We start from the raw sequence: 26,735 nt of genomic DNA, 5'->3' as shown, positions 1-26,735 counted from the left end.
CTATGCGACCCCGGTCAATCAAAAGGCTTTTACGACACTTGTCCTACTAAGATGATGTGGCTGACAGATCGTCATCGAAATTGCTGCTTTTCCGTCGCCTGTAGATGAGCGCCGCCCCTACTCGAAACATCCCGTAACCAATCAATCCGCCGAGTACATTTAACAGCAGATCATCGACATCAAAGCTACCTAACGAAAACAATAGCTGCAAGGTTTCGATGATGAGACTGGCCGAAAGCGTGAGAAAAAACACGCGATGCACGCTTTGAAAAGACATAAATATTAGCGGCAGCAAAAGCCCGAGCGGAACAAACAACATGACATTGCCAATCAGGTTATACATCACAGTGCCAAAGCTGTAATTGTCATAATGAAAAACGTAATCCACCAAAGTTTGAAATGGTTTCGTATTTTGGAACAGATGCGTATATTGCGGAACGCCGTATTCCAGCATCCTTTGCTTCCATTCCACGGTAAAAGCTCTGCGCCGGAAGCGATCCGGTGACAACAACAAGAGATAACTGGAAATAGCTACATACAAGAAAAACAAGGACAGGAGCCATTTACGGATGTATTTATCAATAAGCGGCATGGACTCAGACAGTTGCCGACTGATTGCTTTCGTTGTACCAAATCGTTGAATGGTCAGTAAAACGGCTTTCTGTTCTTCATAACCTTCTTCGACCAGCTCACTTTTTATGCTGTTCAAATGATCCATCAGCTCATCTTTGACATCCTGCTTTTCCCATTTCGAACACGGCAAACGACTGACAACCTGCTCTGCATACTCTTCGAGCTTCATTGGTTTACTCACTTCCCTCATTACAAAGCAAAATGAGTCTGCTCAAGCTCTGCCAATCCTTCATTTTGTCTTGAAGAAGTCCCTGTCCGGTCTTGGTAATTCGATAATATTTGCGGCGTCCGCCTTCGTTGGCTTCCCCCCAGTAAGACTCCACTGCCTTTTGCGTCTCCAGTCGCTTTAGGGCAGGGTATAATGTGCCTTCACCGATTTCATACAGCTCATCGCTTTTATCGCGAATCTTCTTGGCCAACTCATAGCCGTACTGATCTTTCTGCGCGATCAGCGAGAGAAGCAATAGATCGATACTTCCTTTCAACAACTCCTTGTTCACAAAAGCATCTCCTCCCCATGACATGCCTAGAGATTATCACACAATACCTCGTGATACAAGGTAGATCACCAAGAAAATTCACGGAAAGTATTTTTAGTGCTATGTAATTATTGACAATAATAAAATAGGTAATATAGACTATATTCGACAACGTTTTTTATGAGTCGACATACTTTCGGATGATCATTCTCTTCTACACACAACCAGATCATAGGCCCATAGAACGAAGCAAAAAGAAAATTTTCACTTTTTTGGAGCAGGTTACTTTTCATTCGTGACTTCATTCTCTCTAACAGGAGGCACTTACATGCTTGCCGACTTTCCGATGATCGTACTGAATACGGTTCTCTTAGCCTATTTTGCAATCGGTGTGCTATTTTTGTATTCCGAATCCAAATTTTTGCGTAAAATGAAGACTCGTAGAAATAGATAAGCCGATTTTTCGATAAAGGAGTTTGCACGTACATTGAGATCTTTTTTCCGCCAATTTCTGCCACGTCAGAATCAACCCCAAGAAGTTACCTACAAGGAACTGGATTCGAAATTGATCAAAGCTGCTCGCTACGATCTGGCTGCAAGCCACCTCTACATCCGTTTTCACGATGGACGCGAGGTCGTTTACTGTCGGGTCACTCCTTACGCTTACAATGCGTTTTTAAATGCTGACTCGTTTAGCGATCATTTTCATGCGTTCATCAGCCAACGGTACTTGAACTATTAGGTGATGTAGCCTGCCTATACAAAATGCCCTCAATCTGTCTTCTGGACACTGAGGGCATTTGTTGTTGATCTTCTCTATTTCAATGCGCGATGCAAAAAAGATTTGGTCCGCTCAAATTTGGCGTTTGTAAACAATTGCTCAGGTGTCCCCGACTCTACGAATTCCCCGTTGTCCATAAACATGATTTGGTTCGCTACCTCGCGCGCGAATCCCATCTCATGCGTCACAACCATCATCGTCATATGCTCCTGGGCAAGCTGCTTGATGACTTGCAGGACCTCACCCGTCAGTTCGGGGTCGAGCGCAGACGTAGGCTCGTCAAACAACAAGATTTGCGGATTCATCATCAGAGCTCTGGCGATCGCCACACGCTGCTTCTGTCCACCTGAGAGCTTCGCCGGATACGCGCCTGCCTTATCAGACAGGCCGACCTTTTCCAAGAGCTCTGTACTCTTTCTGTGGATGTCCTGAGACGCCTCACCTTTGACTACGCGTGGTGCGATCTCCAGATTTTCTTTTACTGTGAGATGAGGAAACAGATTAAAATGCTGAAAGACCATGCCCATTCTCGATGTGATCTGCTTGATTTCCTGGTTGCTGGCGTAAACGCCGTCCCTCACCAAATAATCATCCTGCACACGAATGCTGCCACCATTCACCTGTTCCAGATTGACCAAGCTGCGTAGCATCGTGCTTTTGCCGGAGCCAGAAGGCCCGATTACTGCCACGACTTCGTTCTTTTTCACTGAAAACGAGACATCTCGCAAAACTTCCTGATTGCCAAACGATTTCTTTAGATTCGATACTTGAATGATATCCATGCAGCGCCAGCCCTTTATTCGAATTTGAATCTTCTCTCCAACCACTTAAAAAACAACGTCAACAATAGCGTCATCAACAAATAAATGATTCCGGCAATAAAAAATGGAACGATGGTAAAGTCACGATTCACAGCCGTTTGTGCAAAATGAAGCAATTCTGGGACGGCAACCGCATAGAGCAGCGCTGTGTCTTTTACGAGGGTAATTGATTCATTTGCGACGGCAGGCAAAGCCACGCGAAACATTTGCGGCAAAATAATCTTGTTGGTCGTCTGCCATTTGCTAAAGCCGAGGACCTGCGCCGCCTCGTACTGTCCTTTGTCGATCGACAGCAGCCCTCCACGGAAAATCTCCGCGAAATACGCTGCGTAGTTCAGCACAAAGCCGAGGCATGCAGCTACGAATCGATCCATAACCAAGTATTCTCCGATCACTGGCAAGAGGGGGAGGCCAAAGACAAAAAACAATAGCTGTAATAATAGAGGCGTTCCACGCATGACATACACATAGGTGTGCGCGAACCAAGACAGACCTCTGTTGCTGCTATTCGCCATTAAGGTAATGAGAAATCCCAATGGGATTGATGCCAGGATAGCGATGAGGAACAGCAACACCGTCATCTGCGCCCCTTCTAGCATAGGCACGGTAATGGAGATAATATAGTCTAAGCTCATCTGGTATGCTCCTAATCCTTATAATAAAGCGTGGCTTCGCCAATCATTCGGCGAAGCCATCGTATCTTCCGTTTATTTCAACACGCGATTTTCGCCAAACCATTTTTCCGATATTTTAGCTGCTGTTCCATCCTGATTCATGGTATCCAACGCTTTTTGCAGTTCGTTCAATAACGCCTCGTTCCCTTTTTTGACGCCCACTCCATACTCCTCAGGTGCAAGTGATTCTTCCAACAGCTTAAAGCTTCCAGGTTCTTTTGCCATGTAGTAATCGGCTACAATCTGGTCGATGACAACTGCTTCCACGCGGCCAATCTTCATATCGCTCAATGCTAGTACATTATCGGGATACTCTGTAATTGATTTGACCTGATTTTTCATGTCACTTGCATTGACAGCATCAGCTGCGGAAGACAGCTTTTGCAAACCAATTCCTTTACCAGCCAAGTCTGACAGCTTGGTCAAGCTGCTATTTGCCATCGTGACAACTACTTGCGCGTTTTTCAGATAAGGCTTGGTAAAGAGAACCTTCTCTTTTCTCTCATCCGTAATCGTATATCCATTCCAGATCAAGTCAATACGACCGCTATTTAGTTCAGACTCTTTTGCACTCCAATCGATTGGTTGAAACTCGACTTGTTTTCCCATCTTTTCACCGGCTGCACGCGCATAATCAATATCAAAACCGACTAGCTCATTTTTTTCATCCCGGAATCCCATTGGTGCGAACTTATCATCAATTCCGATAATCAGCTTGTTTGCGTCAGCGCCAGTGTTTGCGCTGGAACAACCCACTACCAATGAAACCATCGCACTCAACAACAATGACATCCATGCTATTTTCTTCATCGTGATGATCCCCCTCGTTTTCCCTACTCTATATTTTACTCTGATAAAGTGGTAATACGTTAACAAGGTATCATGATAGCACATTAGCAAGGAATAGTCGATACTTTAGTAAACAAAAGCACCTTAGAAATATACGCCAAATGAATGAGTAAAATGCCCGACTAGCAGATGCACGTCTTTTTCTTTTTTCCGACACTCCCTCGTTCCTCTATCTTTTTGATATACTCCGTAGCCAACGGAACCTTGCACGCTGTCTGTCCGACGTCCACATGTACTTTGCCAATCGCTGCGGCCACTTCCAACGCTTCCTGATGAAGTTCCGGTACATACGCGCCGACTGAAATAATGAATTGATTCATCGTGTACCGTACGCGATTTTGTTCCTGATGAATCGTTTCCTTCACTCTCATGAGGAGCCGCTTGATTTCTGCTTTATCTAGCTGTTCATCGGGAGTAATCGACAAGTAGTTTGAATAGGTATTCCACCCACATGTGGCTACCATCTCTTCCTTTGACTCGATCCATTCTCTCGCCAACTCCATGGCAAAATAGCTCTCAGCGGCTACACTCGCAACCGTATATTCGGCGGGCGCGTACCAAGAGGCTTCCTTGACCCAAGCCTGCAGCCGCTCTTTTGTCATGCTCTTCGGATCAACCGTCAATCCGGCCAAGTACATGGCGTCGTAGTTTCCCGTATCATACAGCGCCAAGACGAGCTGCTGATCACGCTTTACCTCCTTGACCAGCTTTTTCATATCGCCGACTCGCACGCCAAACAAAGGCTCTTTCGCCCCATGCCGTAATAACGTTTTTTTCGTCTGTTCTGTCCCCATCGCTTCGAGCTTCTGCATGACTTCTTCCAGCGTCATCTGGCCACCCTCCTTTTTTCTTCTATTAATAGGATAACCAGCAGCTAATAGGATAACCAGCAGCTAATAGGATAACCAGCAGCGCTACCTCCAACACGAAAAAGCCCTCCACATTCAAAGGAGAGCTTTTTCGTATTGGAGCTTGCCGCGCTTTTCCTATCCTTACGCCTGACTGCGTACTTTGATATACGAAACATTTCTGACGTTGATGACAACATCATCGTACTGTAGCCATCCACCGTCTTGATTAGCGACCATTTGAATGATCTCTTCCGGTTCCGTCGTTTCGATGCAAATCGTTTCACCGCCTCCGGAAAAGTAAAATTGAATCACCTTTACTTCCTTCATAAAATCCCCTCCTATTCCTTCTAGTTATCGGATGATTGGAAAATTTTTGTTACGTTAGATTTTCGGGAAATACTTTATGAACAATTAGTATCTTTTCCCTACCAAAACTTGACAAGAGTATATCTTTTGGCTTATATTTTCCATAATTATATCCAGCAAAATTCGACACATATTTACAAATTTTGCTAAAGGTTGCAAAAGGCAAAGTCATCGAAAGGTGGCGACGCAAAACCACGGGTCTACAGTCTAGTCTTTGACCATGATAGCCGGGTTGCCATCATCTTGAGAATCATTTTTTTGATGTTGGTAGCTTCGGTTGTTCCATTTTGATGGAACGGCCTTTTTTTGTGTTTACTTTTTTGAAAGGAGGATGAAAGCATTTTCATTTTCATAACGGATGGAAAAACATAACTTTTGAGACGTCAAACTTACACAACATGATTCAATCAGAGAAAATGATGGAGTGGAGAAGTTATGTACAAACAAGTAGAAACCGTACAAGAGTTAGCAAAATTTCATGAAATCAAAGAAACAGTATGGACAAGCATGGGCTTCGAGATGGAGTACGCGAAAGAAGGCTCCGCTCAGTTCCTTTTAATTGCCGAAGATGGTGAAGCAGGTGGAACATTTGAGATGACGCCCTTTTCCAAATCAAGCGCTTATATGAAATCACTTTTTCAGGATGTTGTTACAAAAGATATGAAAGTAATGGAGGTAGACAGTCTAGCTGTTTTGCCGAAATACCGCGGACAACTGGGGCAAAAAGGAATTTGCCTGATGATAGATTACGCTGAAAAGCATGGTTATACCCACGCAATCGGGGTAGCAGATCCGACCTTTTTTACGTTCATCAACAAGAAATATCAAGTAAAGGCAACTCAGACCAAGGATATCGTCTTTTACAAAGGGGCCGATGCTATTCCGACCCTCTTCCATCTAAAAGATGTCTATGACAATAAGCACGACCCGAAATATTCCTGGTACAATTCGTCGTCGTCCAACCAAGTAAAAGTCGAGGTAGGTGGGTAACATGGATAACATTGAGAACATTGATTTATTGAGAAGAAGAAACAATTGGGTCGTAATCGTATTCGCAAGTATTATTACGATTGTTCAGGTCTTAAACCTCTTTCTAGGCGTATCGTACACATTCGTTTTCACGATACTGGGTATTTTGTATGGCGTGCTGGCACCTTTTGCTTACATCTCCAATCGCCCGAACTTCCGTGAAAAAGCTGCGCCCTTCATGAAGTTTTTCAACTTAGCCGTAATCGGGATCTTCATGTTCGTTGTAGTTGGACTGGACCCGCATATGATCAATATCATGACCATTATGTTCTTTGTAGCAGTCATGGGGATTTATCAAGACCGACTCATTAATATTTTGACGATTGTATCAACATTGGGTATTGTCTCTTATTACTTCCTGACACAGAGAGAAACGATTTTCCATTCGACAAACAATATTGATCTGATGTACTTCCTGCTTACCTTCTGCTTCGTCTCTATCACAAGCATGATGCATGCTGTATTCAATAACAAGCTGCAAGAGGAAAGTGAGCAACAAAAACAAGAAGCGATTGCCTCGAAGGAATCGTTGCAACGTGTTCTGGATCAGATCAATGAATCACTCACCTCTATGCAAGACTATCAAGAGAATTTGAACAAGGTGACGGACGGTGTAAATGTTCGCGCCGTGGAAACCGTCGCTTCCCTGCAAGACATTATGGAGTCCTTTACCGTCCAAACCAACAATACGGACGAGCTGCGCCGGGAAATGAGCTCGACGAATCTGCAAGTTGAGGATATGACCCGCTCTGTTACGGAGATGCATGAGTACGTAGAATCGACCAAAGAAGCCACTAACGAGAGCGGTAAACGCATCGGTAACATCGGCAATGACTTTGAACGATTCATTAAGGACATCCAAGGTACGAACCAGCTGATTCAAGAGCTCAATAAAGAAACCGAATCGATTGGGAAAATCATTCAAACCATTTCCGAGATTTCTGCACAAACCAATCTGTTGGCACTCAATGCGACGATTGAAGCGTCTCGTGCAGGCGAACACGGCCGAGGATTTGCTGTCGTAGCGGATGAAGTACGCAAGCTGGCCGAATCCTCCAAGCTATCCTCTGAGTCGATCTCGAGCCTGCTCATGACCATTCGCGAAAAAATGAAGCTCGTATCCGATATGATTTCCGAGTCACAGACTTCTTTTGAGAAAAATAGCGAGGGCATCCTCGAAGTACAAGAAATGTTCACCAATGTGGACAACTACATGCAAAACTTCGCGGATAAAACGAAAAACCTGCAAGAGTTCATCGTCCATGTTCACAGCATGATTCAGGAAGTCGGCGCAAAAGTTGAAGTCAACGCAGATATTACCGACAAGAACAAAGAGAGCCTGGAAGAAGTGCTTGTTCTCGTTTCTGAGCAAAAAGACGAAGTCGTTAAGGTTTCTGGCGGCTTTGAGAGAATCGAACAACAGATGCGTGGTCTCCATATGTAACCTTCCTGCAACCGCCTTTCACGGGCGGTTGTTTTCTTTTCTCATTTTGTAACCGAATAGATATATAATGGAAATATTCTGATATTTATAATCTTATACAATGAAAGGAGGCACATCATTAATGGATGCACGAATCGAAACAATAACGATTCAGACCGATCGATTGCTCGTTTCCTACCTGACAGCAGGCGTACCGGAAGGAGAACCGCTTCTCCTCATTCACGGCAATGCATCAGCCAACTTGTTCTGGGATGATACCATTGCGGCTCTATGTGACCAGTACCGTGTGTATGCACCTGATATGCGTGGCTATGGAGCAAGTGAAGCATTGCCCATCGATGCGACACGCGGTTTGCGAGACTGGTCGGATGACCTTCATTCCTTTATTCGGGCATTGGACTTGCCAACACCTGTCCATCTTGCCGGCTGGTCTTTGGGTGGAGGGATCGTGATGCAGTTTGCCATCGATCACCCGCAGGAAGTACGCTCCCTGATTCTAATCGCACCCATGTCTCCTTACGGCTTTGGTGGAACCAAGGATATAGCTGGCACTCCGTGCTACAGCAGCTTCTCAGGCTCGGGTGGAGGAGCCGCCAACTCCGAGCTGGTCAAAAGGATAGCAGCCAAAGATATGAGTAATGAATCTCCCTCCAGTCCTCGCAATGTCATGAATCAGCTTTATTTCAAGCCCCCATTCCAAGTTGCCTCAGAGCAGGAAGACCGTTATGTGAGCGCGATACTTTCTACGAGAATTGGAGAGGACTTTTACCCTGGTACCTTTGAATACGTAAACGATTGGCCCGGTGTTGCTCCTGGAACGACAGGAATTACGAATGCAATTTCTCCTAAATACGTTAATTTGTCCCGTATTGTCCGGATTGAGCCGAAGTGTCCGATTTTATGGATTCGCGGTACGGATGATGCCATTATCTCGGATCAGTCGCTTGCTGATTTCGGTACGCTGGGAAAGCTTGGCTATGTTCCCGGATGGCCGGGGGAAGACGAATATCCCCCGCAGCCGATGGTCTCCCAAATTCGTGACGTGCTCGAACAATATCAGCGCGCTGGTGGTTCCTATCAGGAGATTGTCATGGAAAATGTGGGGCACGCTCCACACATCGAGAAAGCAGAGGAGTTTGTACAGCTCATTCGAAAAACCGTCAGGGCATGACCCTGGCGGTTTTATTTTGCAATCCATTGGTTCCCCGATAGCTGCATCCCTGTCCAATTTTGACCAAATTGAATCAATCATGGGCTTCTTTTATCAGCCATTCTTCCATATGTAACCAGGGCTATTTCGGCGTTTCTTTCTCCGCTTTCGATACCTTCAAGTTAAATTCTCTTTCCTGCTCCTCAATAATCGCTCGATCCTCTGCATTATCTCTCACTACTTTTTGCGTCAAAATCGATCCAACTGCTACCAGAAGCATACATGCGATATAGTACCCCTTTTCGTGCAGCTGAAGACCTGTTGCATTGTATAAACCGATGGAAAATAGCAGTACACCTACACCCAATGTAAAGTATGCCAAGAAAGTGAAGGCTCCCGTGTTGCGCATCCGATGCTTTTGTGGATACATAGTAACCCCCCTCACATAAGTCAACCGGACGATTTCTCGCCCGGTTGCTTCTATCGATTACTTCACAGCTTCCTTCTTGCCAAAGAAAGTCCGCAACGCCTTGTATACCTCGCCCTTTTCCCGAATGACACAATGCATGAATTTCGGCTCTTTGATGTGGCGATATGCTGACATGAGGGTTGAATGGCGATTATACTGATTCACTTCGCCATAGCCGAACATGTTGCATCTCTCCATGAGCTCTTTCACCAGCTTTACGCAACGCTCATTGTCAGACGTGAGGTTGTCGCCATCGGAAAAATGGAACGGGTAAATGTTGTACTGCGATGTCGGGTAGCGACTATCGATGATCTCCAACGCCTTTTTGTAGGCTGAGGAGCAGATCGTCCCCCCACTCTCCCCTTTCGAGAAAAAAGTGTCCTCCGTCACTTCCTTCGCATCCGTATGATGGGCAATGAAGACAATCTCGACTTTTTCGTACTTGGTGCGCAGAAAACGTACCATCCAGAAGAAAAAGCTGCGGGCGATATACTTTTCAAACACACCCATCGATCCGGAAGTATCCATCATCGCAATAATGACAGCATTGGAATGAGGCTTGATGATCTCTTCCCATGTCTTGAAGCGCAGGTCATCATCGGTGATCCCCAGCTCCATATCACTGTAGCCTGCCAGTGCATTTCGGCGGATGGCCGCAATCAGCGTACGTTTTTTATCAATGTTGCCCATCAAGCCTTTTTTCCTGACATCATTGAACCGTGTCTCTTCCACGACGATTTGTTCCTCGTCTTTTTGTTGAAGGTTCGGCAGCTCCAGCTCGGCGAAAAGCATCTCCTGCAATTCTTCTACGCTGATTTCAGCCTCGTAGTAGTCTACACCTGGCTGATCACCCGCTCCCTGACCCTTTCCTGGCCCTTGCGCCGGATCGCCGTCACGGGCTACGACATCGCCTACTTTACTGTTTCCTTTACCTTGACCGCCATGTTTTCCCTTTTGGAAGTTAAAACGCAATCGGTATTCATCCAGGGAGCGAATAGGGATCTTAATGACTTCCCGACCATTCGACATGATAATATTTTCTTCGCTGACGAGATCGGGCAGATTTTTTTTGATCGCTTCTTTCACTTTTTCCTGGTGTCGATTTTGGTCCTGGTACCCTTTGCGGTGCAGCGACCAGTCTTCCCGGGAGACAATGAACGATGATTCATCTTTCATGCCGTCTCCTCCTAGCAACTGGCGCAATCTGCGCCGAATATGACGTGCTCCTCATGTCGCCAACGTTCTGTCATCTGTTCAACAGGCTACCCACATAGCGCAGCAGCTCATTTGCGCAAACTGGGCAATATTGATGCTCTTCGATAAGACGCTTGGTGACCTCATTAATCTTCTTGAGCTGATGCTCATCCGGCGTTTTGTTCGAGGTCGTAATCTTGACGACATCCTTCAGATCGGCAAACAGCTTCTTCTCGATAGCTTCCCGCAGACGATCATGTGTGCTGTAGTCAAAACGCTTCCCTTTACGCGCATAGGCCGAGATACGGATGAGAATTTCTTCGCGGAAGGCCCGCTTGGCATTTTCCGAGATGCCGATTTGCTCCTCGATGGAACGCATCAGGCGCTCATCTGGATCCATTTCCTCACCTGTAACGGGGTCACGGATTTTGTTCATGTTGCAATAAGCTTCCACATTGTCCAAATAGTTATCCATGAGCGTTTTTGCCGACTCTTCATAGCTGTAGACAAACGCCTTCTGCACTTCTTTTTTCGCCAGCTCGTCGTATTCCTTGCGCGCGATAGAGATGAAGTTCATATACCTCTCCCGCTGCTCCTTGGTGATAGATGGATGCTGGTCAAAGCCTTCTTTAAGTGCCCGAAGAATATCAAGTGCATTGATGCACTCCGTATCGCGGCGGATCAGTGCACTGGAGATACGGTTGATGACATAACGCGGATCAATCCCAGACATTCCTTCATCGGCATGCTCGTTTCGCAGCTCTTCCAGATCGGCTCCTTTGAAGCCTTCCACCGATTCACCGTCATACAGCCGCATCTTTTTCAGCAGATCGGCCCCTTGTTTTTTCGATTCTTTCAGACGGGTCATGATGGAAAAGACTGCTGCTGACCGGAGCGCATGCGGCGCAATATGCACATGCCCCAAGTCGGATTGCTTGATTAATTTCGAGTATATTTTTTCTTCGTCACTAACACGCAGATTATACGGCATCGGCATGACGATAATCCGAGATTGCAGTGCCTCATTTTTCTTATTCGCAATAAAAGACTTGTACTCCGATTCGTTCGTATGCGCAACAATCAGCTCATCTGCAGAAATGAGGGCAAAACGACCTGCCTTGAAGTTTCCTTCCTGTGTCAGCGACAGGAGATGCCACAAAAACTTCTCGTCGCATTTCAGCATTTCCTGGAATTCCATCAATCCGCGGTTGGCTTTGTTCAACTCCCCATCAAAGCGATAAGCACGAGGGTCCGACTCAGAGCCGTACTTCGTAATCGTCGAAAAGTCGATGCTCCCCGTCAAATCGGCAATATCCTGTGACTTCGGATCGGAAGGGCTAAACGTACCGATCCCGACCCGGTTGGCTTCAGAAAACAAAATCCGGTGAACAGGGAAATCCTCGATGCACCCTCCGAATTCGTTCTCCAACCTCATCCGGTTATAGGGTGTCAATTCTCCTTCAATCTTGATTCCCAGCTCTTCTTCCACCTCTGGACGCAGCTCGTGCGGGATAAGATGAAGTGGTTCTTCGTGCATGGGGCAGCCATCAAGTGCATAGATCGCTCCGGCTTCCGTCCGTGAATACTCTTCCAATCCTCGCTTGAGCATCGTCACGAGCGTAGACTTACCGCCACTGACAGGTCCCATCAAGAGCAAGATGCGTTTGCGAACATCCAGACGACGTGCAGCCGAGTGGAAATATTCCTCCACTAGGCGCTCAACAGAACGATCAAGTCCGAAGATTTCTCGACTAAAAAATTGATACGAACGTGAGCCGTCCTCGTTCTCTTCAACCCCCGCGCTTTTAATCATGTTGTAGACGCGTGAATGCGCCGTCTGGGCTATTTGCGGATTTTTACGTACAAGATCCAAATATTCGGCGAATGTTCCTCTCCACATCAGGTTTTCTTCGCGGGCCCGGTGCTCAGCGATCCGTTTTAAAATGTCCATGTTCGACACTCCTCCCTCTTAAGCCCTCTCTCTTCCCAACGACAATGTACTCTCATGTATATGTCCGCCTGCGGTCACGCATTCACGTGCAAGCCGTTTTCTCCGGTTGCCAACAGGCTCTTACAGCCTTTACATATGTGTATGCGCGACATCAGCACAAGTTTCAGCAATCTTCCCATAAAAATACGGCACACTGCTTTTTAACGGCTTGGGAGATTACGGAATTGTAAGGTTTAACGAGCGTAGCTGTAAGCTGATTCGATGGTTTGTAATCCCTACTCCCCTGTAAAATACAATCATAAGCAACATACACGGAAAGCCAATATGGATTGGCTTAAAATAACGGGAGGAACGAACATGGAAATCCAAACAGAACGCATTCAAGTGAAAAAAGGACTTTATTTGACTGGCATCGCGGCCTTGGTGATTCTTTCGGTATTTATTTACCAAGCAGTGACAGGAATGGAACTCGATACGGGAGAAATACTGAGTGTGCCGATATCGCTTACTGCTTTCTTAAAACTCGTGAATGACCATCGAAAATTGTCACTTACTTAAGGGCACAACAGCTTTAATTCGTTTGCAAAGTGGGCAGGCTACGCTATAATGGGAGTAGTTTGTTTACGAAAGGAGCTGTCAAACGTGGGTACATTTATCGTAGCATTGGTCTTCGGAGCTTTTCTGTTTTTCATTCTGACAGCTGGCTACAACGAGGACAAAACCTGGAACATGTAAGTAGCATTCAGGGAAAAAAGCAGGCTGCCTACTGTGGCAACCTGCTTTTTTTGTTTTCTTGTTATTTCTTATTCTCTTTCTTTTCTGCTTTCTTCACTTCGATTTCAGCCTTGATTTGTTTTGCACTCTTACCTGCTGTGTCAACGCCCCACTTGGCTGCCTTTTCTTTCAGGTTCTCGAGCTGTTCTTGCTTCTTTGCTTCTTTGGCTGCCTTTTTCACAGCGCCTTCTGCTTTTTTTGCTGCTTTTGCTTCTTTAATAGCCGCTTTTACTTCCTTCGCAGTCTTACCTGCCGTATCAACGCCCAGCTTCACAGCTTTTTCATTTAGCTTGGCGAGTTGTTCTTGCTTCTTCGCTTCTTTTGCCGCTTTTTTCTCAGCGCTTTCTGCTTTCTTTGCCGCTTTTGCTTCTTGAATGGCTGCTTTTACTTCCTTATTTGTTTTATCCGTGGTTTCGACGCCCCACTTGGCAGCCTTCTCATTCAGTTTTGCTCTGTTTTCTTCGTTTTTCTCCGCTTTCGAGTACGTAGCTGTAGAATCCGCTGCTGTATCCGCCGCAGTCACACCAGAGATACCGCTAAATAGCAAAGTAGCCATCACCAGAGACGAAACAAGTTTTTTCATGCAGGATTTCCTCCTTTATTATGTAAAACGTGGTCGTACACCCCTAGCCTACCTGATGATTTTGGGAAAAGTATGTGAAAAAGCAGGCTTGACCATTTTTTCAAACGGACAGCCTGCTTCTCGTCTATTCTTTCATGCACATTTGTTAACGCGCAAACACACCGCTTTTTTCAGAAATCGCCGTACACAGCTCTTCTAATGATCCCCGCTGATCTACCTGATACTGAGGCTCACCACGGTCTTCCATCCAATTGGTTACCAGAAACGTTTTCATCCCCAGCTTGGATGCGACCATGTCCTCCTGCATATGATTCCCGACCATAACACAGTCTATCGGCTCAACCCCAAGCTTTTGGCAAATCTCATTATAATAACCAGGATTCGGCTTCGTAAAATGCGATTCCTCGTAGACGGTGACTAGCTCGAAATCATCCGGTGACATCCCGATCCAAGCGAGGCGATGGTGAATCGCATCACGCGGGAAAACAGGATTCGTCGCTACTGCAACCCGAAATCCTTGCTCTTTGGCAGCAGCAATAATCTGCTTTGCCCATGGCGAAGGATACGTCAGGTGAGAAAGTGTCGGAAACACATCGCGATAAAACGAATCGAACAGAGGCCATATTTCTTCCCGCTCCCACTCACTGTGTTCCATAAAATGTTCGATAAAAACCTGTTCGTTCGTCTTGTCAGGCTCTTGGTTCATGATCATTGCCTTGGTCGCATCCCAAATCAGCGCCAACAACTTTTCGGTATCGTACTTATCTCCGACATGACGGCCTACTTCAACCAAGTAACTTTTGACAAAGGGTTCAGTCTGCATCTCTAATAGCGTACCGTCCAAATCAAACAGGATGGTGTTCACAGTCATAATGGATCTCTCCCTCCCAAATGCCTTACGATAGCGATGGAAAACCTAACTGACGAAGTCCCTCAAACAAGACAATAGCTGCACAATTGGACAGGTTCACAGAACGGGTCGCACCGCTCATCGGGATACGAATAGTCTGTTCCCGATATTTTTCTGTCAGCTCTTCCGGCAAGCCCGTCGTCTCCTTGCCCAAGATAATGTAGTCGCCATCTCGGAAAGAAACGTCCGTATACAACTTTTCCCCCCAGGTCTCCACAAAGTAAAAGGTGCCCGCACCTTCCCCTTGAGCCGCAGCAAAATGCTCAAAGCTCTCATGATGGTGAACATTTACTGCATGCCAATAATCGAGACCAGCCCGCTTCAGGTAACGATCGTCCGTTGAAAATCCGAGCGGATGAATCAAATGCAAATGCGCTCCTGTCGCTGCACATGAACGAGCGATGTTTCCCGTGTTGGCCGGAATGAGCGGCTCATGCAAAACAATATGTAACGGCATATCTGAAAATCTCCTTGTAAATTGCGAACTTGATACCTGTACACGTCCTATTATACCACCGTGCCCAGCTTCTGTAACAAATGGAGTGCCTGCTGCATCTAATCAGAAAACTTTGGCTATCGAAGGAGTGATGATTAGATGGGGACACCCATATCATTTGGGCGACGCCTTGTCGCACATGTGAGCATCCTGAGTTTGATCCTGCTTGGCACCAGTTGGATGTGGACTGATTTTTCTTCGTTTCCTGCTTTTGAAACATGGAGCATGATTCTCGGCTATCTCTCATTTATTTTGATTGGCTGCACCTTACTAATTGGTCCACTCCAGTCCTGGCTCCCTGCTAGCTGGATGGCTGTCAGCTTGTCCATTCGCCGAGATATCGGTATATGGGCTGGGCTAACTGGACTGCTGCACGTCATTCTTGTGCTCGTCCTTTTTGAAAATGAGCCTCGCCTGATGATCATAGATGACAACCGTTCTGAAAAGGCTGATGGCTGGCTGGGTCTGTTCTTTTTCTGTTCCTCTGATCCAACGATGTGGCCATCTCCCAACTGGACCCTCACAGGCGTTGCGAACTATCTTGGGCTGCTTGCTTTTTTCATTCTACTGGCCCTGTGGCTGACTTCTTCTGCACGCGCAGAAAAATGGCTGGGTGGCTCCAGTTGGAAAAGGCTTCATCTCGCCAATCCATGGCTTTTTGTCATCGTCTTGTTCCATGGCTTGATTTACATCCAATCCATTAAAGGAGAACCGCATACCTTTTCAGACATGCTCGTTTTCGCAGCAATGATTTGGATGATTCGCAGTATCGCTTTTATACGAAGAGCTTTTTTTCGCAAGAGGTAAGTAATTATACCCCTCTTATATGAAAGAAGGCATAGCGCATTTTGGGCGTATAGGCTGTGGAATCCTCATATGCCCAATAACGCATGCTGCTATCTGTCGTATGGGCATTCACTAACGGCATCTGATTCCCGTCTTTTGCGACCACGATCGTATTGTGCTGAAAACGCCCATCCCCGTTAAAATCATAACAAATGATATCACCTGGGACTAATTCAGCCGCAGAGCTTTTCATAACCGCCCGCATAGGTGGTCCACCCGATTTCAAAAGCAAATACAAGCTATGCGCTACCGTCCAGCTATAACTCCAAGAGGCGCCTTTTCCCGTGCGAATCCACCAGCCCTTGCCCATCTCTTTCGACATCAGCATAGGGATTCCGCCAGCGTGTAAACATTGCGAAATAAAATTCGTGCAGTCATCCGTAAAACGAGGATACACGGGATTGGTCGTGTTCCAGTAGCGTTCCGCATATGCGACTGCATTTGCAGCGTTGTAACCCCCCGCTCCATGCACCATCAGCATAGGTTGGTCAATGGCATCCTCGACACCTGACACAACGATGATAGGCTCCTCCTCTTCATCGACCACCAATTTTTGATCACCATTCGACTCCCTTGCCCCGATAATCGACCACTTTTCATTCGTTTTGATCAACTGGAGCTGGAACAATCTTCTATTTGCCTCTTTAAACTTGGTATGCTTGATCCCTAGAGTTTTCTTTTCTTGCCATTGAACCGTTATTTCCATGGTTGCATCAGTATCTACCCAGCACATGGGGGTTACTTGTCCCTGGACAGCCAATAATTTGACTCCCCGCTCCTCGATTTTCCGCTTCTCTCGATTCAATCGATCCCATTCTTCCTGTACGCCAGACTCACCTGCGCAATAAAAAGGCAGCAGCCGCTCATACTTTCCGTCCATAGATGACTGGTGAACTGCTTGAAAGTATTGCTGAACAAATTCACGCCACTCCACTTTCCCCTCCTCCTTTCCGCCTCCAGACTGCGACATAGACCCATGAACCGTTCATCTCAATGAAGAATATGTCACTCGTGGAGCATTCAGAAGAAAAAGAAAAGCTGCCCGAGCAAGCAGACAGCTTATTAGGAAGAAGCGTGAGCAAAAAGTGGACCTTCTTCTAAGGACAGCAAATATTCTTTAATGGATAAGCCACCGCCGTATCCGACCAAGGCACCATTCGAGCCAATGACACGATGGCACGGTATAATGACAGGAATGGGATTCCGATTGTTCGCACCGCCAATGGCCCGAACAGCTTTCGCCGCTCCAATAGCCAAGGCAATATCTTTGTAAGAACGAGTTTCTCCATAGGGGATGTTCGATAGCTCATTCCATACAGACTTTTGAAAGGGAGTTCCGTACAATATGGTTGGAACATCAAACGTCTTTCGCTTGCCTGCAAAATACTCTTCTAATTGTTTTTTTGCTGACTTATTGATCGCATCGTTGCGCGTTGGGGTAATTCCTAAGAACGTTTTTTTGCACCAGCGCACAAGCGGCGCCAATCCGTCTTGTTCATTGGCAAACTGAATATAGCACAGCCCTTCTTCTGTAGAAGCCAAGAGCAATGGTCCAATCGGTGAATCCATCATCGTATAGCCTAATTCCTTTGCCATTTTACGTCCTCCCTCTCACGTTCAAACTAAGCCTAAGCCTGTGCGCGAATCATGCTCATGCCTTTTTCTATCTCTTCCACCACTTCTGGTGACGCCTCTTTTGCTTTCGCGGAAATGAGCGCTTCTTGTGCCTGCTCTCCTCCGATTTTTCCAAGTGCCCATGCAGCAGTTCCACGAATGACTGGACGGGGGTCTTCGAACAAAAGACGCTCCAAATGAGGAACAGCCGTCCGATCCTTGAAATGCGCAAGTGCTAATATGGCATTGCGCTGAATGGGCTTTTTGCCCCGCCAAGATGAAGAGGATTGGCCGAACTTTTCCTTGAACTCCTTATTGCTCATCTGAAGCAGCGGAATCAACAATGGCTTTGCAATCTCCGGATCAGGTTGAAATTCAGCTTGATGGTCGTTGTCGATGCGACGATTCTTAGGACATACCGTCTGACAAGTATCGCAACCATACAGTCGATTCCCGATTTTCCCGCGGAATTCATCTGGAATAAAGTCTTTCACCTGTGTCAAATAAGCTACACATCGCTGTGCATCAAGCTGCCCGCCCTGAATCAAGGCTCCGGTCGGACAAGCGTCTACACATATATTGCAGTCGCCACAGCCTTCTTCGATTGGTTGATCGCTCGGCAAAGGAAGATTCGTTACAAGCTCCCCCAAGTACACCCATGATCCGAACTCCGGCGTTATGATGGCACAGTTTTTTCCTACAAACCCAATCCCAGCCCGCTCGGCAACCGCACGATCAGACAATGCTCCCGTGTCTACCATGGATTCGATCCGAGCTCCTGGCTCCAGCTCCATTATGAATCGAGTCAGCTTGTCCAGCTTGTCGCGCAGAACGTGATGGTAATCGGTTCCCCATGCAGCACGGCACAAGATTCCCCGATACGCACCAGGCTCTGACTTTGGTGGATTTTTGAGCTTGGATGGATAGGCCAGTGCTATAGAAATCAGTGAACGTGCCCCGTCCAACAACAGTTCCGGGTTCGTCCTCTTTTCTAAATCAGGCTCTTCAAATCCAGATTCATAACCCTTTTCCCGGTGTACTATAAGCCGTTCTTTTAAGGTCATGAATGGATCGGCACTGGCAAACCCGATCTTATCGATACCGATTTCCTTGGCATAGTCAATGATGGACTGCTTTGTCTGCTCCCAGTACTGCAAGTCGTTCACAGCTGTTTAATCGCTCCTGTCGCCAATTCGTCGCAGCGGTTGTTCCATTTGTTGTCGGCGTGTCCTTTGACTTTTACGTACTCTACCTTGTGGGTGTCCATCAATTGCAGCAGTTCTTTCCATAAGTCCTGATTTTCCACCTGCTGGCCTTTGCTGTTTTTCCAGCCGTTTTTCAGCCAGCCTTTATACCAGCCTTGTTTGAAACAGTTAACCAAGTATGCACTGTCGCTATACAGCGTGACCTTACAAGGCTCCTTCAATGTAGAGAGCGCCTTGATGGCCGCCAACAGCTCCATTCTGTTATTCGTTGTATGCGGTTCGGCACCGGACATTTCCTTGATGTGTTGGCCGTACATCAGTACAGCTCCCCAACCACCTGGTCCTGGATTGCCGGAACAAGCTCCGTCAGTATAAATATCAACCTCACGCATCGTCATCGTCAGGTAATACCTCCTTACGTTCTTTGTTTATCATGAAAGAAAGCTATACAATTTGTACGCTGTCTAGATAAGCTGCTCTTCCTGAAGAACCATTTTCGAGAGTTGCTGCAGTATGATGCTATTTCTATTGTAACGAAGCTTTGTCGCTTCCACAAAAAAATTTTGTTTGTTATACTACCCAAAAATAGGTTGAATAAGGAGTGACACATGATGAAAGTACAGCTGGACGCTTCTGTAACCGAACGCCTCCCTCAACTTTCCCTGGGCATTCTCCACTATAGCGGTGCTTCCGTCAGCGACTCCCCCAAAATGCTTCAAGGCCGCATCAATTACTTTGTGGAAAGCCTCCGTCTCGAACACGATCCTGCACGCTTGACTGAGATTGAGGGCATTCGCGAGTGGCGAGCTGCTTTCAAACAGGTCGGAACCGATCCATCGCGCTACCGCCCCTCATCTGAGGCGCTGCTTCGCAGACTTTTGCAAGGAAATGCATTTTTCTGGATCAACAGCGCAGTCGACATCAATAATTTCTTTTCGGTCCTCCATGCCCTTCCTTTTGGCATTTATGACCAGGAGCAATTAGTGGGAGATGTCATTTTGCGAATCGGCACCAGTGAAGACGTATACGAAGGATTGAATGGTCGTGAGGTCAACATGGAAGGCAAGCTGCTACTCTCAGATGACAAAGGAGCTTTTGGTAGCCCGATCGTTGACTCCAAGCGCTCTTGTGTCACCGAAAATAGCCGCAACCTCATGCAAGTGACCTTTTTCCACGAGCAAGTAGGCTCACAAAAGAGGGTCGAGATCCTGAACTCGGTCGGCCGGATGTTTACGGAGATCAATGGCGGCGATTTAGATAGCTCTTATATTCTCTCTGTCTAATAAAAAAACGGCCCGTCAAGCAGCGTGGCCGTCTTTTTTATTGTGATCATCTCCGCTCACTCGGAAAACGACATGCTCCAGTACTAAGCAGACGATAACTCCGAGCAGCAGGCCGTTCCCGAACAGGAAGCTGACGAGAGGAGGCAAATGCTGCCACGCGGTCGATGGCACAAACATCACTCCGATCCCCACCAGCAAGGAGCTCCCTCCAACCGTAATCGTCCGGTCGTCCAGTTTCACATTTGCATAATCCTTTAGTCCAAATCCGAGCAGCTGTGTGTAGGAAATGAACATGGCAGCATAAGCAACCGGTGTAGGGAGAGCCGCCAAAAAGTTCGAGACATAAGGCAATAAGCCTATGATCATGATGCCGACCATAGCCAACATAAAAGGTAAACGAGACGCCATTCGCGTCGTCTGAATGACCGCAGCAGCGAGCGAGAGGGGAATCATCCCGACTACTCCACCAAGCCCGGACAACAGATGGGAAACCCCTGTAAAGACGCCTCCGCGGTTGTACTGCTCCTCAGTAGGTACTGTGTCGGTCGCTTTGCCCATGACCACCATGCTCGTTACCAGATTGGTCAACAGCACGAAGCCCGTCAGCATGCTCGTCAGAATGACTCCCCAATCCCAGAGTGGAGGTCCCCAGAAAAAGAGTGACGGCCACGCAATCACCTGTTCAACAGGCCGGACAGGCTCAGTCCAACCCATAACGGCATAGAGCACCCATCCTGCCACCATTCCAAACAGAACCGCAAAGCTGGAAAAGAGCTTCGTCCGCATCACTACGATCACCAACGCAACGATCGCGATCGAGACAATCGCCACCTGCGGGATCACTTCTTTGGAATGTTGGAATCCGATCCCCAGCATCCCAGCCAAAATGTTGCTGCACAATGAGACAGCAAGCAAAATCATGTACGTTCCCGAAACGAGAGGCGTAAACCATCTCTGTAGCTTCCCGATCCATCCCATCAAGCCAAAGATCAGGAACAAAACCCCAGCCATTCCGAGTCCGATCTGAAAAGACTGCCCGATCTCACGTGGCTCTAACCCTACACTGGTTCCGATCTGTGCCAAAATAATAAAGATCCCCCACCAAAGCCCTGCTGGTCCTTCCAGCATGGGATATCGGTGACCGATCCATACCTGTAAAAGAGAAGCCAAACCAATAAAAAACATGGTCTGCTGCATCAAGTTACCGATTTCATCCGGCCCAAGACCGTAGACATCGCCAATCATCAAAGGTACCGCTACACTGCTCGATACGGCTACGATCATCCATTGGAGAGCGGACAAAATGGTTGTGCCTACTGGGGGTTTGTCATACAAACCGTACTTCATCAAAACCACCTCATTCTTGTTACAGACAATAGTCGCTCACGTCTTCACTATTCCCGAAAAGCATGCGCTATTCTACTGTCGATTGCTATTTCGATTGAGCCTGCCTCGAAAGTATACAATACCGTAAAGAATATCACCATCTGGTTTCCTTGAAAATAATTAGCTAGGCAACACTTCTAATGAGAATTCGTTGAGATCCAAAATTCGCAGGCGAATACATACGAAAAAGGCTCATCAATCACGATGACGTGATTGATGAGCCGATTTTGCTCCCGAGCGTTATTATTTCCTGCCATTATTCTTTCCGTTAGAAAGCCTATTTCATCATCTGCTTGATTAACTCACGGTTCCGGCTTTGAAAAATATCATTATGCGAAGAAACCATTCCGCTTTTATTCGCTTCAGGCTGTATATAAAGTTTAGCCTGGTTTACCGCATTCGCTGCATCTTGGAAAGCCCCTGCGATCAAATGCACTTTTCCCTCATACTTCAGAATATCCCCCGCTGCATAAATACCCGGCACTGAGGTCGCACTGGTAGCTTGACCGGCAATAAGATACTCTTCACTTAACTCCATCTTTACTTTGCTATTTTCCAACAGTGACCTGTCTCGCTCATAACCATGATTGATGATAACTTCGTCAATGTGTAGCACCCTTTTTTCACCTGTTACATGATTTGTCAGTTCAACTCGTTCAATCTTCTCGTGATTGGGAGAAGCAATCAACCTGGTAATGGAAGTGTCAAAAAAACATTTTACAGAACTGTTCATGAGCTGTTTCACTTGTGCTTCGTGTCCTGACAAAGTGTCCTTTCGATAAGTTAGATACACTTGTTGAGCGATCGGTTCAAGCTCGTTTGCCCAATCAATCGCCGAGTTTCCTCCGCCAGAAATGATCACTGTTTTATCCTTAAACCGCTTCAGTGATTTGACCGTATAATTTAGATTTGTCACTTCAAACTTATCTGCACCCTCCAAATCAATTTTTTGGGGCTTTAAGATTCCTCCACCTATCGCTAGAATGACCGTTTTTGTATAATGCCGTTCTCCTGAAGCAGTATGGAGCACAAATAATCCTGATTCGTCACGTTCCATCCATTCTACTTTCTGATTTAGGACCACAGTCGGGTGAAAGGTTTGTCCCTGCGCAACCAGTTGTTCAATTAATTTTTCTCCCAGAATGGGAGTGAGACCGCCGACATCCCAAATCATTTTTTCTGGATAGACATGGATTTTTCCGCCCAGTACTGGTTGATATTCAATCAGCTTGGTCTTCATTTCTCTAAGACCGCTATAAAAAGCGGAGAAAAGACCCGCCGGCCCTCCTCCGATGATCGTTACGTCATACCATTCCTCGTTTTTCATCATTTGACCTCTCCTCTGTTACAGACGATTCTATTTTGCCCGAATCTTTTCCATGATGGTTTTTACTCCAAGTTCGATCGCCAACGGTCCCCCAGCCGCAATCGAGCTGTCTAACGCGTACATGTGACCGTTCTTTATTGCGCCAAGCGAATTCCATACAGTATCACTTTCCAAATTTTTTAGGTAGCCCTCCAAATTATTCGAGGACCCTCCTATATCAGCAACAAACATGTAATCAGGGTTCATTGCTGCCAGTCCCTCCAAAGAAATCTGCTCTCCTTTTGTGGACATATCTGCATACTTGCTTGGTGGATGTAAACCGAGACCGCTTTCTTTGTTGAAAATAAACTGTGTCGTAAAGGCCCAAAATTGCTTGTCTCCCAGCATAATCAAACCAAAGGTTTTGGCGTTGTACGCCTGTAATTGCTCTTTTGAATCGGCAAGGAGTGTTTCAATACGCGCAATTTCATCCTCAGCTTTTTGCTCTTTGCCAAATATTTTTCCATATTCTCGTAACGCACCTTGCCAATTGTTTTCATTGGTATCCACGACAACAACCGGCGCTATTTGCTCCAATTTTTCTCCGTACTTCTCATACCGGTTCGCGACCACGATAATTAAATCCGGATCGACTTCCAGCAACTTCTCTAGATTGGGATTCGCTATTGATCCAAGATCCGCAATTTCGTTATCCTTATACGGCGCAAGGGATTGCCACTCATCAAGCACGTTGAGATCCGTAGCCGCTACAGGGGATTCATCAAGCAAAAACAAATGCTCAAAATTTCGAAAGAAGAGGAGGGCTACTTTCTCCGGCTTCTTTTCCAATACGATCTCACGGCCAAGAGCATCTACATACGTTCTCGGCCATTTTCCCGTTTCCTTATCCTTTTGTTCCAGTGTGCCTGTCTTCTCCGCTACGGAGGGCGTGCTGTTTGGTGCTGAACTGCTATTTGTCGTTCCAGCACAACCTGTCAAAATACCAGCCAAAAGTGCGATTGAGACCATTAGTCCCATGAGTCTTCTCATTATGACTCCTCCGATATGACTTTAGTTTTGCATGACTAGCTTGGTAAGGCCAGTGTAGCAAAACACATTTTATATAGGAATGGAGCTATCCTGAAAACCATATGGATTATTCCTGAATGTCGCCCGGAATTCTCCAGGAGAGACACCAAACTGCTTTTTGAATATACGACTGAAATAAAATGCGTCTGTGTAACCGACACTAATGGCAACCTCGCCTATAGGAGCATCGTTAGCCAACAAGCATTCCTTTGCCCGATTAAGACGATATGCCATTAAATATTTTCCTGGTCCCATACCAGTGTACTTCTTGAATACATAGAACAGCCTGTTCTCATTGATTTCATTTTGTTCCGCTAAGGCACGTACAGTTAGCGCGTCCATATAATGCTCATGTATGTATTTCGATATTTGCTCGAATAGTGCTTGCTCACCGTCGTTACTTTGGTTACGGACACACACGAACAGTTCTTCCAGTGCACAGCGGAACAACATTTCTGTCTGAAAGACGGGAATCCCGCCCGGCTGGCGAGAAACTCGCCACAGAAGCTCAAGGAGCTCCGTCAGGCGAGGGCTATGCCCTGGTGTAAGCTCAAAATGCGCTTTGGGCAGGCAAAAGCCTGCTGGCTCGGGAGCACAGATTCGATACAGCACAAGCAGATACTCCCATCTTGTATTGCCAACGACCTGTCTATCCAATTGCATATGTGCGCCACCGTGCACCACCTTCCCCGGAGCAAGCGTATAGGGCGTTCCATTAAAAACAAACTCTGCCTTACCTCTTAAGGGAAATACAAAGCCTGGAAAAGGCTCCGTATAGCCATCACAGCGCATTCCCGGATCACGCGCATAGCGACAGACTTGTTCCACCCGAAAAGAAGTATGCGCAAAATGCTCTGCAAGCTTATTGATATCGATTTTCATTTTTCGCACCTCCCATTGTTCCGAAGCTAATTACAAAATACTGATAATTATTTTCACTATTGCAGAAAGTAAAGCCTACTCGTCCATGTTTAATCTTACTTATATTGAGATTGATAATCAATCTTAATGTCGCGTTGTTTTGTTTTTGGAATATAGGGAAATCAGGCGACTCGTTCCAGTTAGTCATCGGCGAACCGAAACAATTAAGGGAAAACTGGCATCGCGCCCTATTCTCCTTCACCTAGTAATTGTTTTACGTATAAAAATAAAAAAAACCCTGAAATCAATAAAAATTGATGTTCAGAGCTTGCTTTTATGTATGGTGCCGGTGAAGGGACTTGAACCCCCACGGTTTCCCTCACGATTTTGAGTCGCGCGCGTCTGCCATTCCGCCACACCGGCAAATACTTTTGGAGGAGGCACCCGGATTTGAACCGGGGGTGAGGGTTTTGCAGACCCGTGCCTTACCACTTGGCTATGCCTCCATGATATTAGGTGAAACAATTTGAAAAATGGAGCGGACGAAGGGTCTCGAACCCTCGACCTTCGCCTTGGCAAGGCGACGCTCTACCAATTGAGCTACGTCCGCATTTTAATGGCTGGGGTACTAGGATTTGAACCTAGGAATGACGGAGTCAAAGTCCGTTGCCTTACCGCTTGGCTATACCCCAATAAGTAATCCCCAACTATGAATTTATGGGGCGATCGATGGGACTTGAACCCACGAGTGCCGGAGCCACAATCCGGTGCGTTAACCCCTTCGCCACGACCGCCATGATTACTACTATTTTCTTAAAAAATGGCAGGGGCAGTAGGAATCGAACCCACACCAAAGGTTTTGGAGACCTTCGTTCTACCGTTAAACTATGCCCCTATAAAGGTGGCTCGGGACGGAATCGAACCGCCGACACGAGGATTTTCAGTCCTCTGCTCTACCGACTGAGCTACCGAGCCTTATATCCATGCTTTACGCGCCAATTTCGTTTGATTAGAAATGGCGGAGCTGACGGGACTCGAACCCGCGACCTCCGGTGTGACAGACCGGCGTGAACTCCAACTTCACCACAGCTCCATATTTGGTTGCACCCACTGGGTACTCCGATCCTACTTGATCAAGAAGATTACTCGACGTAGAGCAAGTAGAAAATTTGGTTGCGGGAGCAGGATTTGAACCTGCGACCTTCGGGTTATGAGCCCGACGAGCTACCGAGCTGCTCCATCCCGCGATAGTCAGGACTATGTCCATTAATATTAGTGGTGGAGGCTGACGGGATCGAACCGCCGACCCTCTGCTTGTAAGGCAGATGCTCTCCCAGCTGAGCTAAGCCTCCAAATCACCTACAAATATGTAGGGATCATTCTAGGTGACCCGTAGGGGATTCGAACCCCTGTATGACAGCGTGAAAGGCTGCTGTGTTAAACCGCTTCACCAACGGGCCAAGATGGCGGATGGAGTGGGATTTGAACCCACGAGACGGTTCGACACCGCCTACACGATTTCCAATCGTGCTCCTTCGGCCGCTCGGACATCCATCCATATGGCTCCTCGGGACGGACTCGAACCGCCGACCGATCGGTTAACAGCCGATTGCTCTACCAACTGAGCTACCGAGGAACGTTGAAGGTTTGTTCCTTCAAAACTGAATACGCATGATTGCTAAGAATGTGTG

29 protein-coding genes, 13 tRNA genes, 1 rRNA gene and 1 riboswitch (1 of these 44 only partly in view) are annotated in these 26,735 nt (G+C 46.7%); of the genes, 8 read left to right on the top strand and 35 right to left on the bottom strand.

The features are described from left to right. Positions 1 to 46 precede the first annotated feature (46 nt). Together ACKKE8_RS06280 and ACKKE8_RS06275 are read right to left on the bottom strand one after the other, a co-directional pair. A complete protein-coding gene (locus ACKKE8_RS06280) occupies positions 47 to 802 on the bottom strand; it encodes a VanZ family protein (protein WP_409177396.1) in 756 nt (251 codons plus the stop codon). A 4-nt stretch (positions 803 to 806) separates the two neighbouring features. Then, a complete protein-coding gene (locus ACKKE8_RS06275; RefSeq protein ID WP_012684822.1) occupies positions 807 to 1,133 on the bottom strand; it encodes a PadR family transcriptional regulator in 327 nt (108 codons plus the stop codon). 307 nt (positions 1,134 to 1,440) lie between these two features. On the opposite strand from ACKKE8_RS06275, the gene ACKKE8_RS06270 reads away from it, so the two are divergent. Beyond that, positions 1,441 to 1,566 (top strand): hypothetical protein, encoded by a 126-nt coding sequence (locus ACKKE8_RS06270; protein ID WP_007726770.1) that lies wholly within the window; start codon positions 1,441 to 1,443, stop codon positions 1,564 to 1,566. Between the two features lie 33 nt (positions 1,567 to 1,599). Further along, positions 1,600 to 1,854, top strand: coding sequence for a KTSC domain-containing protein (locus tag ACKKE8_RS06265; protein ID WP_409177395.1), 255 nt, complete (start codon positions 1,600 to 1,602; stop codon positions 1,852 to 1,854). Positions 1,855 to 1,928: 74 nt separating this feature from the next. Here ACKKE8_RS06265 and ACKKE8_RS06260 read toward each other — a convergent pair whose 3' ends face one another. The 5 genes from ACKKE8_RS06260 to ACKKE8_RS06240 form a co-directional block, all read right to left on the bottom strand. Further along, positions 1,929 to 2,675, bottom strand: a complete 747-nt coding sequence (locus ACKKE8_RS06260; RefSeq protein WP_409177394.1) for an amino acid ABC transporter ATP-binding protein — start codon at positions 2,673 to 2,675, stop codon at positions 1,929 to 1,931. A 14-nt stretch (positions 2,676 to 2,689) separates the two neighbouring features. Beyond that, complete coding sequence (locus ACKKE8_RS06255) at positions 2,690 to 3,349, bottom strand: amino acid ABC transporter permease (RefSeq protein ID WP_409177393.1); 660 nt, start codon at positions 3,347 to 3,349, stop codon at positions 2,690 to 2,692. Positions 3,350 to 3,421: 72 nt separating this feature from the next. Beyond that, complete coding sequence (locus ACKKE8_RS06250) at positions 3,422 to 4,198, bottom strand: amino acid ABC transporter substrate-binding protein (protein WP_409177392.1); 777 nt, start codon at positions 4,196 to 4,198, stop codon at positions 3,422 to 3,424. 161 nt (positions 4,199 to 4,359) lie between these two features. Then, positions 4,360 to 5,067 carry a DNA alkylation repair protein gene (locus ACKKE8_RS06245; RefSeq protein ID WP_409177391.1) on the bottom strand — a complete coding sequence of 236 codons (708 nt, stop codon included), beginning with the start codon at positions 5,065 to 5,067 and terminating at the stop codon, positions 4,360 to 4,362. A 162-nt stretch (positions 5,068 to 5,229) separates the two neighbouring features. After that, a complete protein-coding gene (locus ACKKE8_RS06240; protein ID WP_409177390.1) occupies positions 5,230 to 5,415 on the bottom strand; it encodes a hypothetical protein in 186 nt (61 codons plus the stop codon). A 190-nt stretch (positions 5,416 to 5,605) separates the two neighbouring features. Next, a riboswitch (cyclic di-GMP riboswitch) is annotated at positions 5,606 to 5,694 on the top strand. A 195-nt stretch (positions 5,695 to 5,889) separates the two neighbouring features. Here ACKKE8_RS06240 and ACKKE8_RS06235 point away from each other — a divergent pair. The 3 genes from ACKKE8_RS06235 (at position 5,890) to ACKKE8_RS06225 (ending at position 9,098) form a co-directional block, all read left to right on the top strand. Beyond that, positions 5,890 to 6,444, top strand: a complete 555-nt coding sequence (locus ACKKE8_RS06235; RefSeq protein WP_409177389.1) for a GNAT family N-acetyltransferase — start codon at positions 5,890 to 5,892, stop codon at positions 6,442 to 6,444. Then, positions 6,437 to 7,927 carry a methyl-accepting chemotaxis protein gene (locus ACKKE8_RS06230; RefSeq protein WP_409177388.1) on the top strand — a complete coding sequence of 497 codons (1,491 nt, stop codon included), beginning with the start codon at positions 6,437 to 6,439 and terminating at the stop codon, positions 7,925 to 7,927. The genes ACKKE8_RS06235 and ACKKE8_RS06230 overlap by 8 nt, the downstream gene beginning before the upstream one ends. Before the next feature lie 121 nt (positions 7,928 to 8,048). Next, on the top strand, positions 8,049 to 9,098 hold the full coding sequence (locus ACKKE8_RS06225) for an alpha/beta fold hydrolase (RefSeq protein WP_409177387.1): 1,050 nt from the start codon (positions 8,049 to 8,051) through the stop codon (positions 9,096 to 9,098). Positions 9,099 to 9,219: 121 nt separating this feature from the next. Here ACKKE8_RS06225 and ACKKE8_RS06220 read toward each other — a convergent pair whose 3' ends face one another. The 3 genes from ACKKE8_RS06220 to ACKKE8_RS06210 all read right to left on the bottom strand — a co-directional run bounded on the left by ACKKE8_RS06220 (position 9,220) and on the right by ACKKE8_RS06210 (position 12,691). Then, positions 9,220 to 9,507 carry a YiaA/YiaB family inner membrane protein gene (locus ACKKE8_RS06220; protein WP_409177386.1) on the bottom strand — a complete coding sequence of 96 codons (288 nt, stop codon included), beginning with the start codon at positions 9,505 to 9,507 and terminating at the stop codon, positions 9,220 to 9,222. 57 nt (positions 9,508 to 9,564) lie between these two features. Continuing rightward, positions 9,565 to 10,722, bottom strand: coding sequence for a sporulation protein YhbH (yhbH, locus tag ACKKE8_RS06215; protein WP_017251936.1), 1,158 nt, complete (start codon positions 10,720 to 10,722; stop codon positions 9,565 to 9,567). Positions 10,723 to 10,792: 70 nt separating this feature from the next. After that, positions 10,793 to 12,691 (bottom strand): PrkA family serine protein kinase, encoded by a 1,899-nt coding sequence (locus ACKKE8_RS06210; protein WP_409177385.1) that lies wholly within the window; start codon positions 12,689 to 12,691, stop codon positions 10,793 to 10,795. A 357-nt stretch (positions 12,692 to 13,048) separates the two neighbouring features. On the opposite strand from ACKKE8_RS06210, the gene ACKKE8_RS06205 reads away from it, so the two are divergent. Further along, complete coding sequence (locus ACKKE8_RS06205; protein ID WP_409177384.1) at positions 13,049 to 13,249, top strand: hypothetical protein; 201 nt, start codon at positions 13,049 to 13,051, stop codon at positions 13,247 to 13,249. Positions 13,250 to 13,487: 238 nt separating this feature from the next. On the opposite strand, the gene ACKKE8_RS06200 is transcribed toward ACKKE8_RS06205, so the two are convergent. From ACKKE8_RS06200 to trmL, 3 genes are all read right to left on the bottom strand, one after another. Beyond that, the gene (locus ACKKE8_RS06200; RefSeq protein WP_409177383.1) at positions 13,488 to 14,048 is read right to left on the bottom strand and encodes a hypothetical protein; all 561 of its coding nucleotides are present in this window, start codon (positions 14,046 to 14,048) and stop codon (positions 13,488 to 13,490) included. A 145-nt stretch (positions 14,049 to 14,193) separates the two neighbouring features. Next, positions 14,194 to 14,919, bottom strand: coding sequence for an HAD family hydrolase (locus ACKKE8_RS06195; protein ID WP_409177382.1), 726 nt, complete (start codon positions 14,917 to 14,919; stop codon positions 14,194 to 14,196). Between the two features lie 25 nt (positions 14,920 to 14,944). Continuing rightward, positions 14,945 to 15,415 carry a tRNA (uridine(34)/cytosine(34)/5-carboxymethylaminomethyluridine(34)-2'-O)-methyltransferase TrmL gene (gene trmL, locus ACKKE8_RS06190; protein WP_048031461.1) on the bottom strand — a complete coding sequence of 157 codons (471 nt, stop codon included), beginning with the start codon at positions 15,413 to 15,415 and terminating at the stop codon, positions 14,945 to 14,947. 138 nt (positions 15,416 to 15,553) lie between these two features. Between trmL and ACKKE8_RS06185 the strand changes: the two genes are divergently transcribed. Further along, positions 15,554 to 16,261 (top strand): ferric reductase-like transmembrane domain-containing protein, encoded by a 708-nt coding sequence (locus ACKKE8_RS06185; RefSeq protein ID WP_409177381.1) that lies wholly within the window; start codon positions 15,554 to 15,556, stop codon positions 16,259 to 16,261. Between the two features lie 4 nt (positions 16,262 to 16,265). Here ACKKE8_RS06185 and ACKKE8_RS06180 read toward each other — a convergent pair whose 3' ends face one another. From ACKKE8_RS06180 to rnhA, 4 genes are all read right to left on the bottom strand, one after another. Beyond that, positions 16,266 to 17,234: an amidase domain-containing protein gene (locus ACKKE8_RS06180; RefSeq protein ID WP_409177380.1), complete on the bottom strand. Its 969-nt coding sequence runs from the start codon at positions 17,232 to 17,234 to the stop codon at positions 16,266 to 16,268. Positions 17,235 to 17,362: 128 nt separating this feature from the next. Further along, positions 17,363 to 17,896: a methylated-DNA--[protein]-cysteine S-methyltransferase gene (locus ACKKE8_RS06175; protein WP_409177379.1), complete on the bottom strand. Its 534-nt coding sequence runs from the start codon at positions 17,894 to 17,896 to the stop codon at positions 17,363 to 17,365. A 32-nt stretch (positions 17,897 to 17,928) separates the two neighbouring features. Then, positions 17,929 to 19,080, bottom strand: coding sequence for a tRNA epoxyqueuosine(34) reductase QueG (gene queG / locus ACKKE8_RS06170; protein ID WP_409177378.1), 1,152 nt, complete (start codon positions 19,078 to 19,080; stop codon positions 17,929 to 17,931). Beyond that, positions 19,077 to 19,511: a ribonuclease HI gene (gene rnhA, locus ACKKE8_RS06165; RefSeq protein ID WP_173630755.1), complete on the bottom strand. Its 435-nt coding sequence runs from the start codon at positions 19,509 to 19,511 to the stop codon at positions 19,077 to 19,079. Before rnhA ends, queG begins: the two co-directional genes overlap by 4 nt. Before the next feature lie 219 nt (positions 19,512 to 19,730). Between rnhA and ACKKE8_RS06160 the strand changes: the two genes are divergently transcribed. Beyond that, entirely contained in the window at positions 19,731 to 20,402 is a 672-nt protein-coding gene (locus ACKKE8_RS06160) for a B3/4 domain-containing protein (protein ID WP_409179075.1), read from the top strand. A 15-nt stretch (positions 20,403 to 20,417) separates the two neighbouring features. Here the strand turns inward: ACKKE8_RS06160 and ACKKE8_RS06155 are convergent, their stop codons facing one another. The 18 genes from ACKKE8_RS06155 to ACKKE8_RS06070 all read right to left on the bottom strand — a co-directional run. Next, complete coding sequence (locus tag ACKKE8_RS06155) at positions 20,418 to 21,749, bottom strand: purine/pyrimidine permease (RefSeq protein ID WP_409177377.1); 1,332 nt, start codon at positions 21,747 to 21,749, stop codon at positions 20,418 to 20,420. Between the two features lie 316 nt (positions 21,750 to 22,065). Beyond that, on the bottom strand, positions 22,066 to 23,115 hold the full coding sequence (locus ACKKE8_RS06150; protein WP_409179074.1) for an NAD(P)/FAD-dependent oxidoreductase: 1,050 nt from the start codon (positions 23,113 to 23,115) through the stop codon (positions 22,066 to 22,068). A 30-nt stretch (positions 23,116 to 23,145) separates the two neighbouring features. Continuing rightward, positions 23,146 to 24,144, bottom strand: coding sequence for an ABC transporter substrate-binding protein (locus ACKKE8_RS06145; RefSeq protein WP_409177376.1), 999 nt, complete (start codon positions 24,142 to 24,144; stop codon positions 23,146 to 23,148). Positions 24,145 to 24,213: 69 nt separating this feature from the next. Then, entirely contained in the window at positions 24,214 to 25,065 is an 852-nt protein-coding gene (locus ACKKE8_RS06140) for a helix-turn-helix domain-containing protein (protein WP_409177375.1), read from the bottom strand. Positions 25,066 to 25,385: 320 nt separating this feature from the next. After that, positions 25,386 to 25,467, bottom strand: a tRNA-Leu gene (locus ACKKE8_RS06135). A gap of 9 nt (positions 25,468 to 25,476) precedes the next feature. After that, a tRNA-Cys gene (locus ACKKE8_RS06130) sits at positions 25,477 to 25,550 on the bottom strand. Between the two features lie 28 nt (positions 25,551 to 25,578). Further along, positions 25,579 to 25,654 (bottom strand) — tRNA-Gly (locus ACKKE8_RS06125). 7 nt (positions 25,655 to 25,661) lie between these two features. Next, positions 25,662 to 25,736: transfer RNA gene (locus ACKKE8_RS06120), tRNA-Gln, on the bottom strand. 26 nt (positions 25,737 to 25,762) lie between these two features. Then, positions 25,763 to 25,838: transfer RNA gene (locus ACKKE8_RS06115), tRNA-His, on the bottom strand. Positions 25,839 to 25,865: 27 nt separating this feature from the next. Next, positions 25,866 to 25,939 (bottom strand) — tRNA-Trp (locus ACKKE8_RS06110). 7 nt (positions 25,940 to 25,946) lie between these two features. Beyond that, positions 25,947 to 26,019 (bottom strand) — tRNA-Phe (locus ACKKE8_RS06105). Positions 26,020 to 26,060: 41 nt separating this feature from the next. Then, positions 26,061 to 26,137, bottom strand: a tRNA-Asp gene (locus ACKKE8_RS06100). A gap of 77 nt (positions 26,138 to 26,214) precedes the next feature. Then, positions 26,215 to 26,291 (bottom strand) — tRNA-Met (locus ACKKE8_RS06095). 29 nt (positions 26,292 to 26,320) lie between these two features. Further along, a tRNA-Val gene (locus tag ACKKE8_RS06090) sits at positions 26,321 to 26,396 on the bottom strand. A gap of 34 nt (positions 26,397 to 26,430) precedes the next feature. Then, positions 26,431 to 26,504, bottom strand: a tRNA-Glu gene (locus tag ACKKE8_RS06085). A gap of 4 nt (positions 26,505 to 26,508) precedes the next feature. Next, positions 26,509 to 26,601, bottom strand: a tRNA-Ser gene (locus ACKKE8_RS06080). A gap of 3 nt (positions 26,602 to 26,604) precedes the next feature. Then, a tRNA-Asn gene (locus ACKKE8_RS06075) sits at positions 26,605 to 26,680 on the bottom strand. 52 nt (positions 26,681 to 26,732) lie between these two features. Continuing rightward, positions 26,733 to 26,735 (bottom strand): 23S ribosomal RNA (locus ACKKE8_RS06070) (it continues 2,926 nt past the right edge of the window).

Origin of the sequence: Brevibacillus fortis, assembly GCF_046196545.1 — a bacterium.
In the GTDB taxonomy this organism is placed as follows: Bacteria; Bacillota; Bacilli; order Brevibacillales; family Brevibacillaceae; genus Brevibacillus; species Brevibacillus fortis_A.
This window is presented reverse-complemented; position numbering and strand designations above follow the sequence as displayed.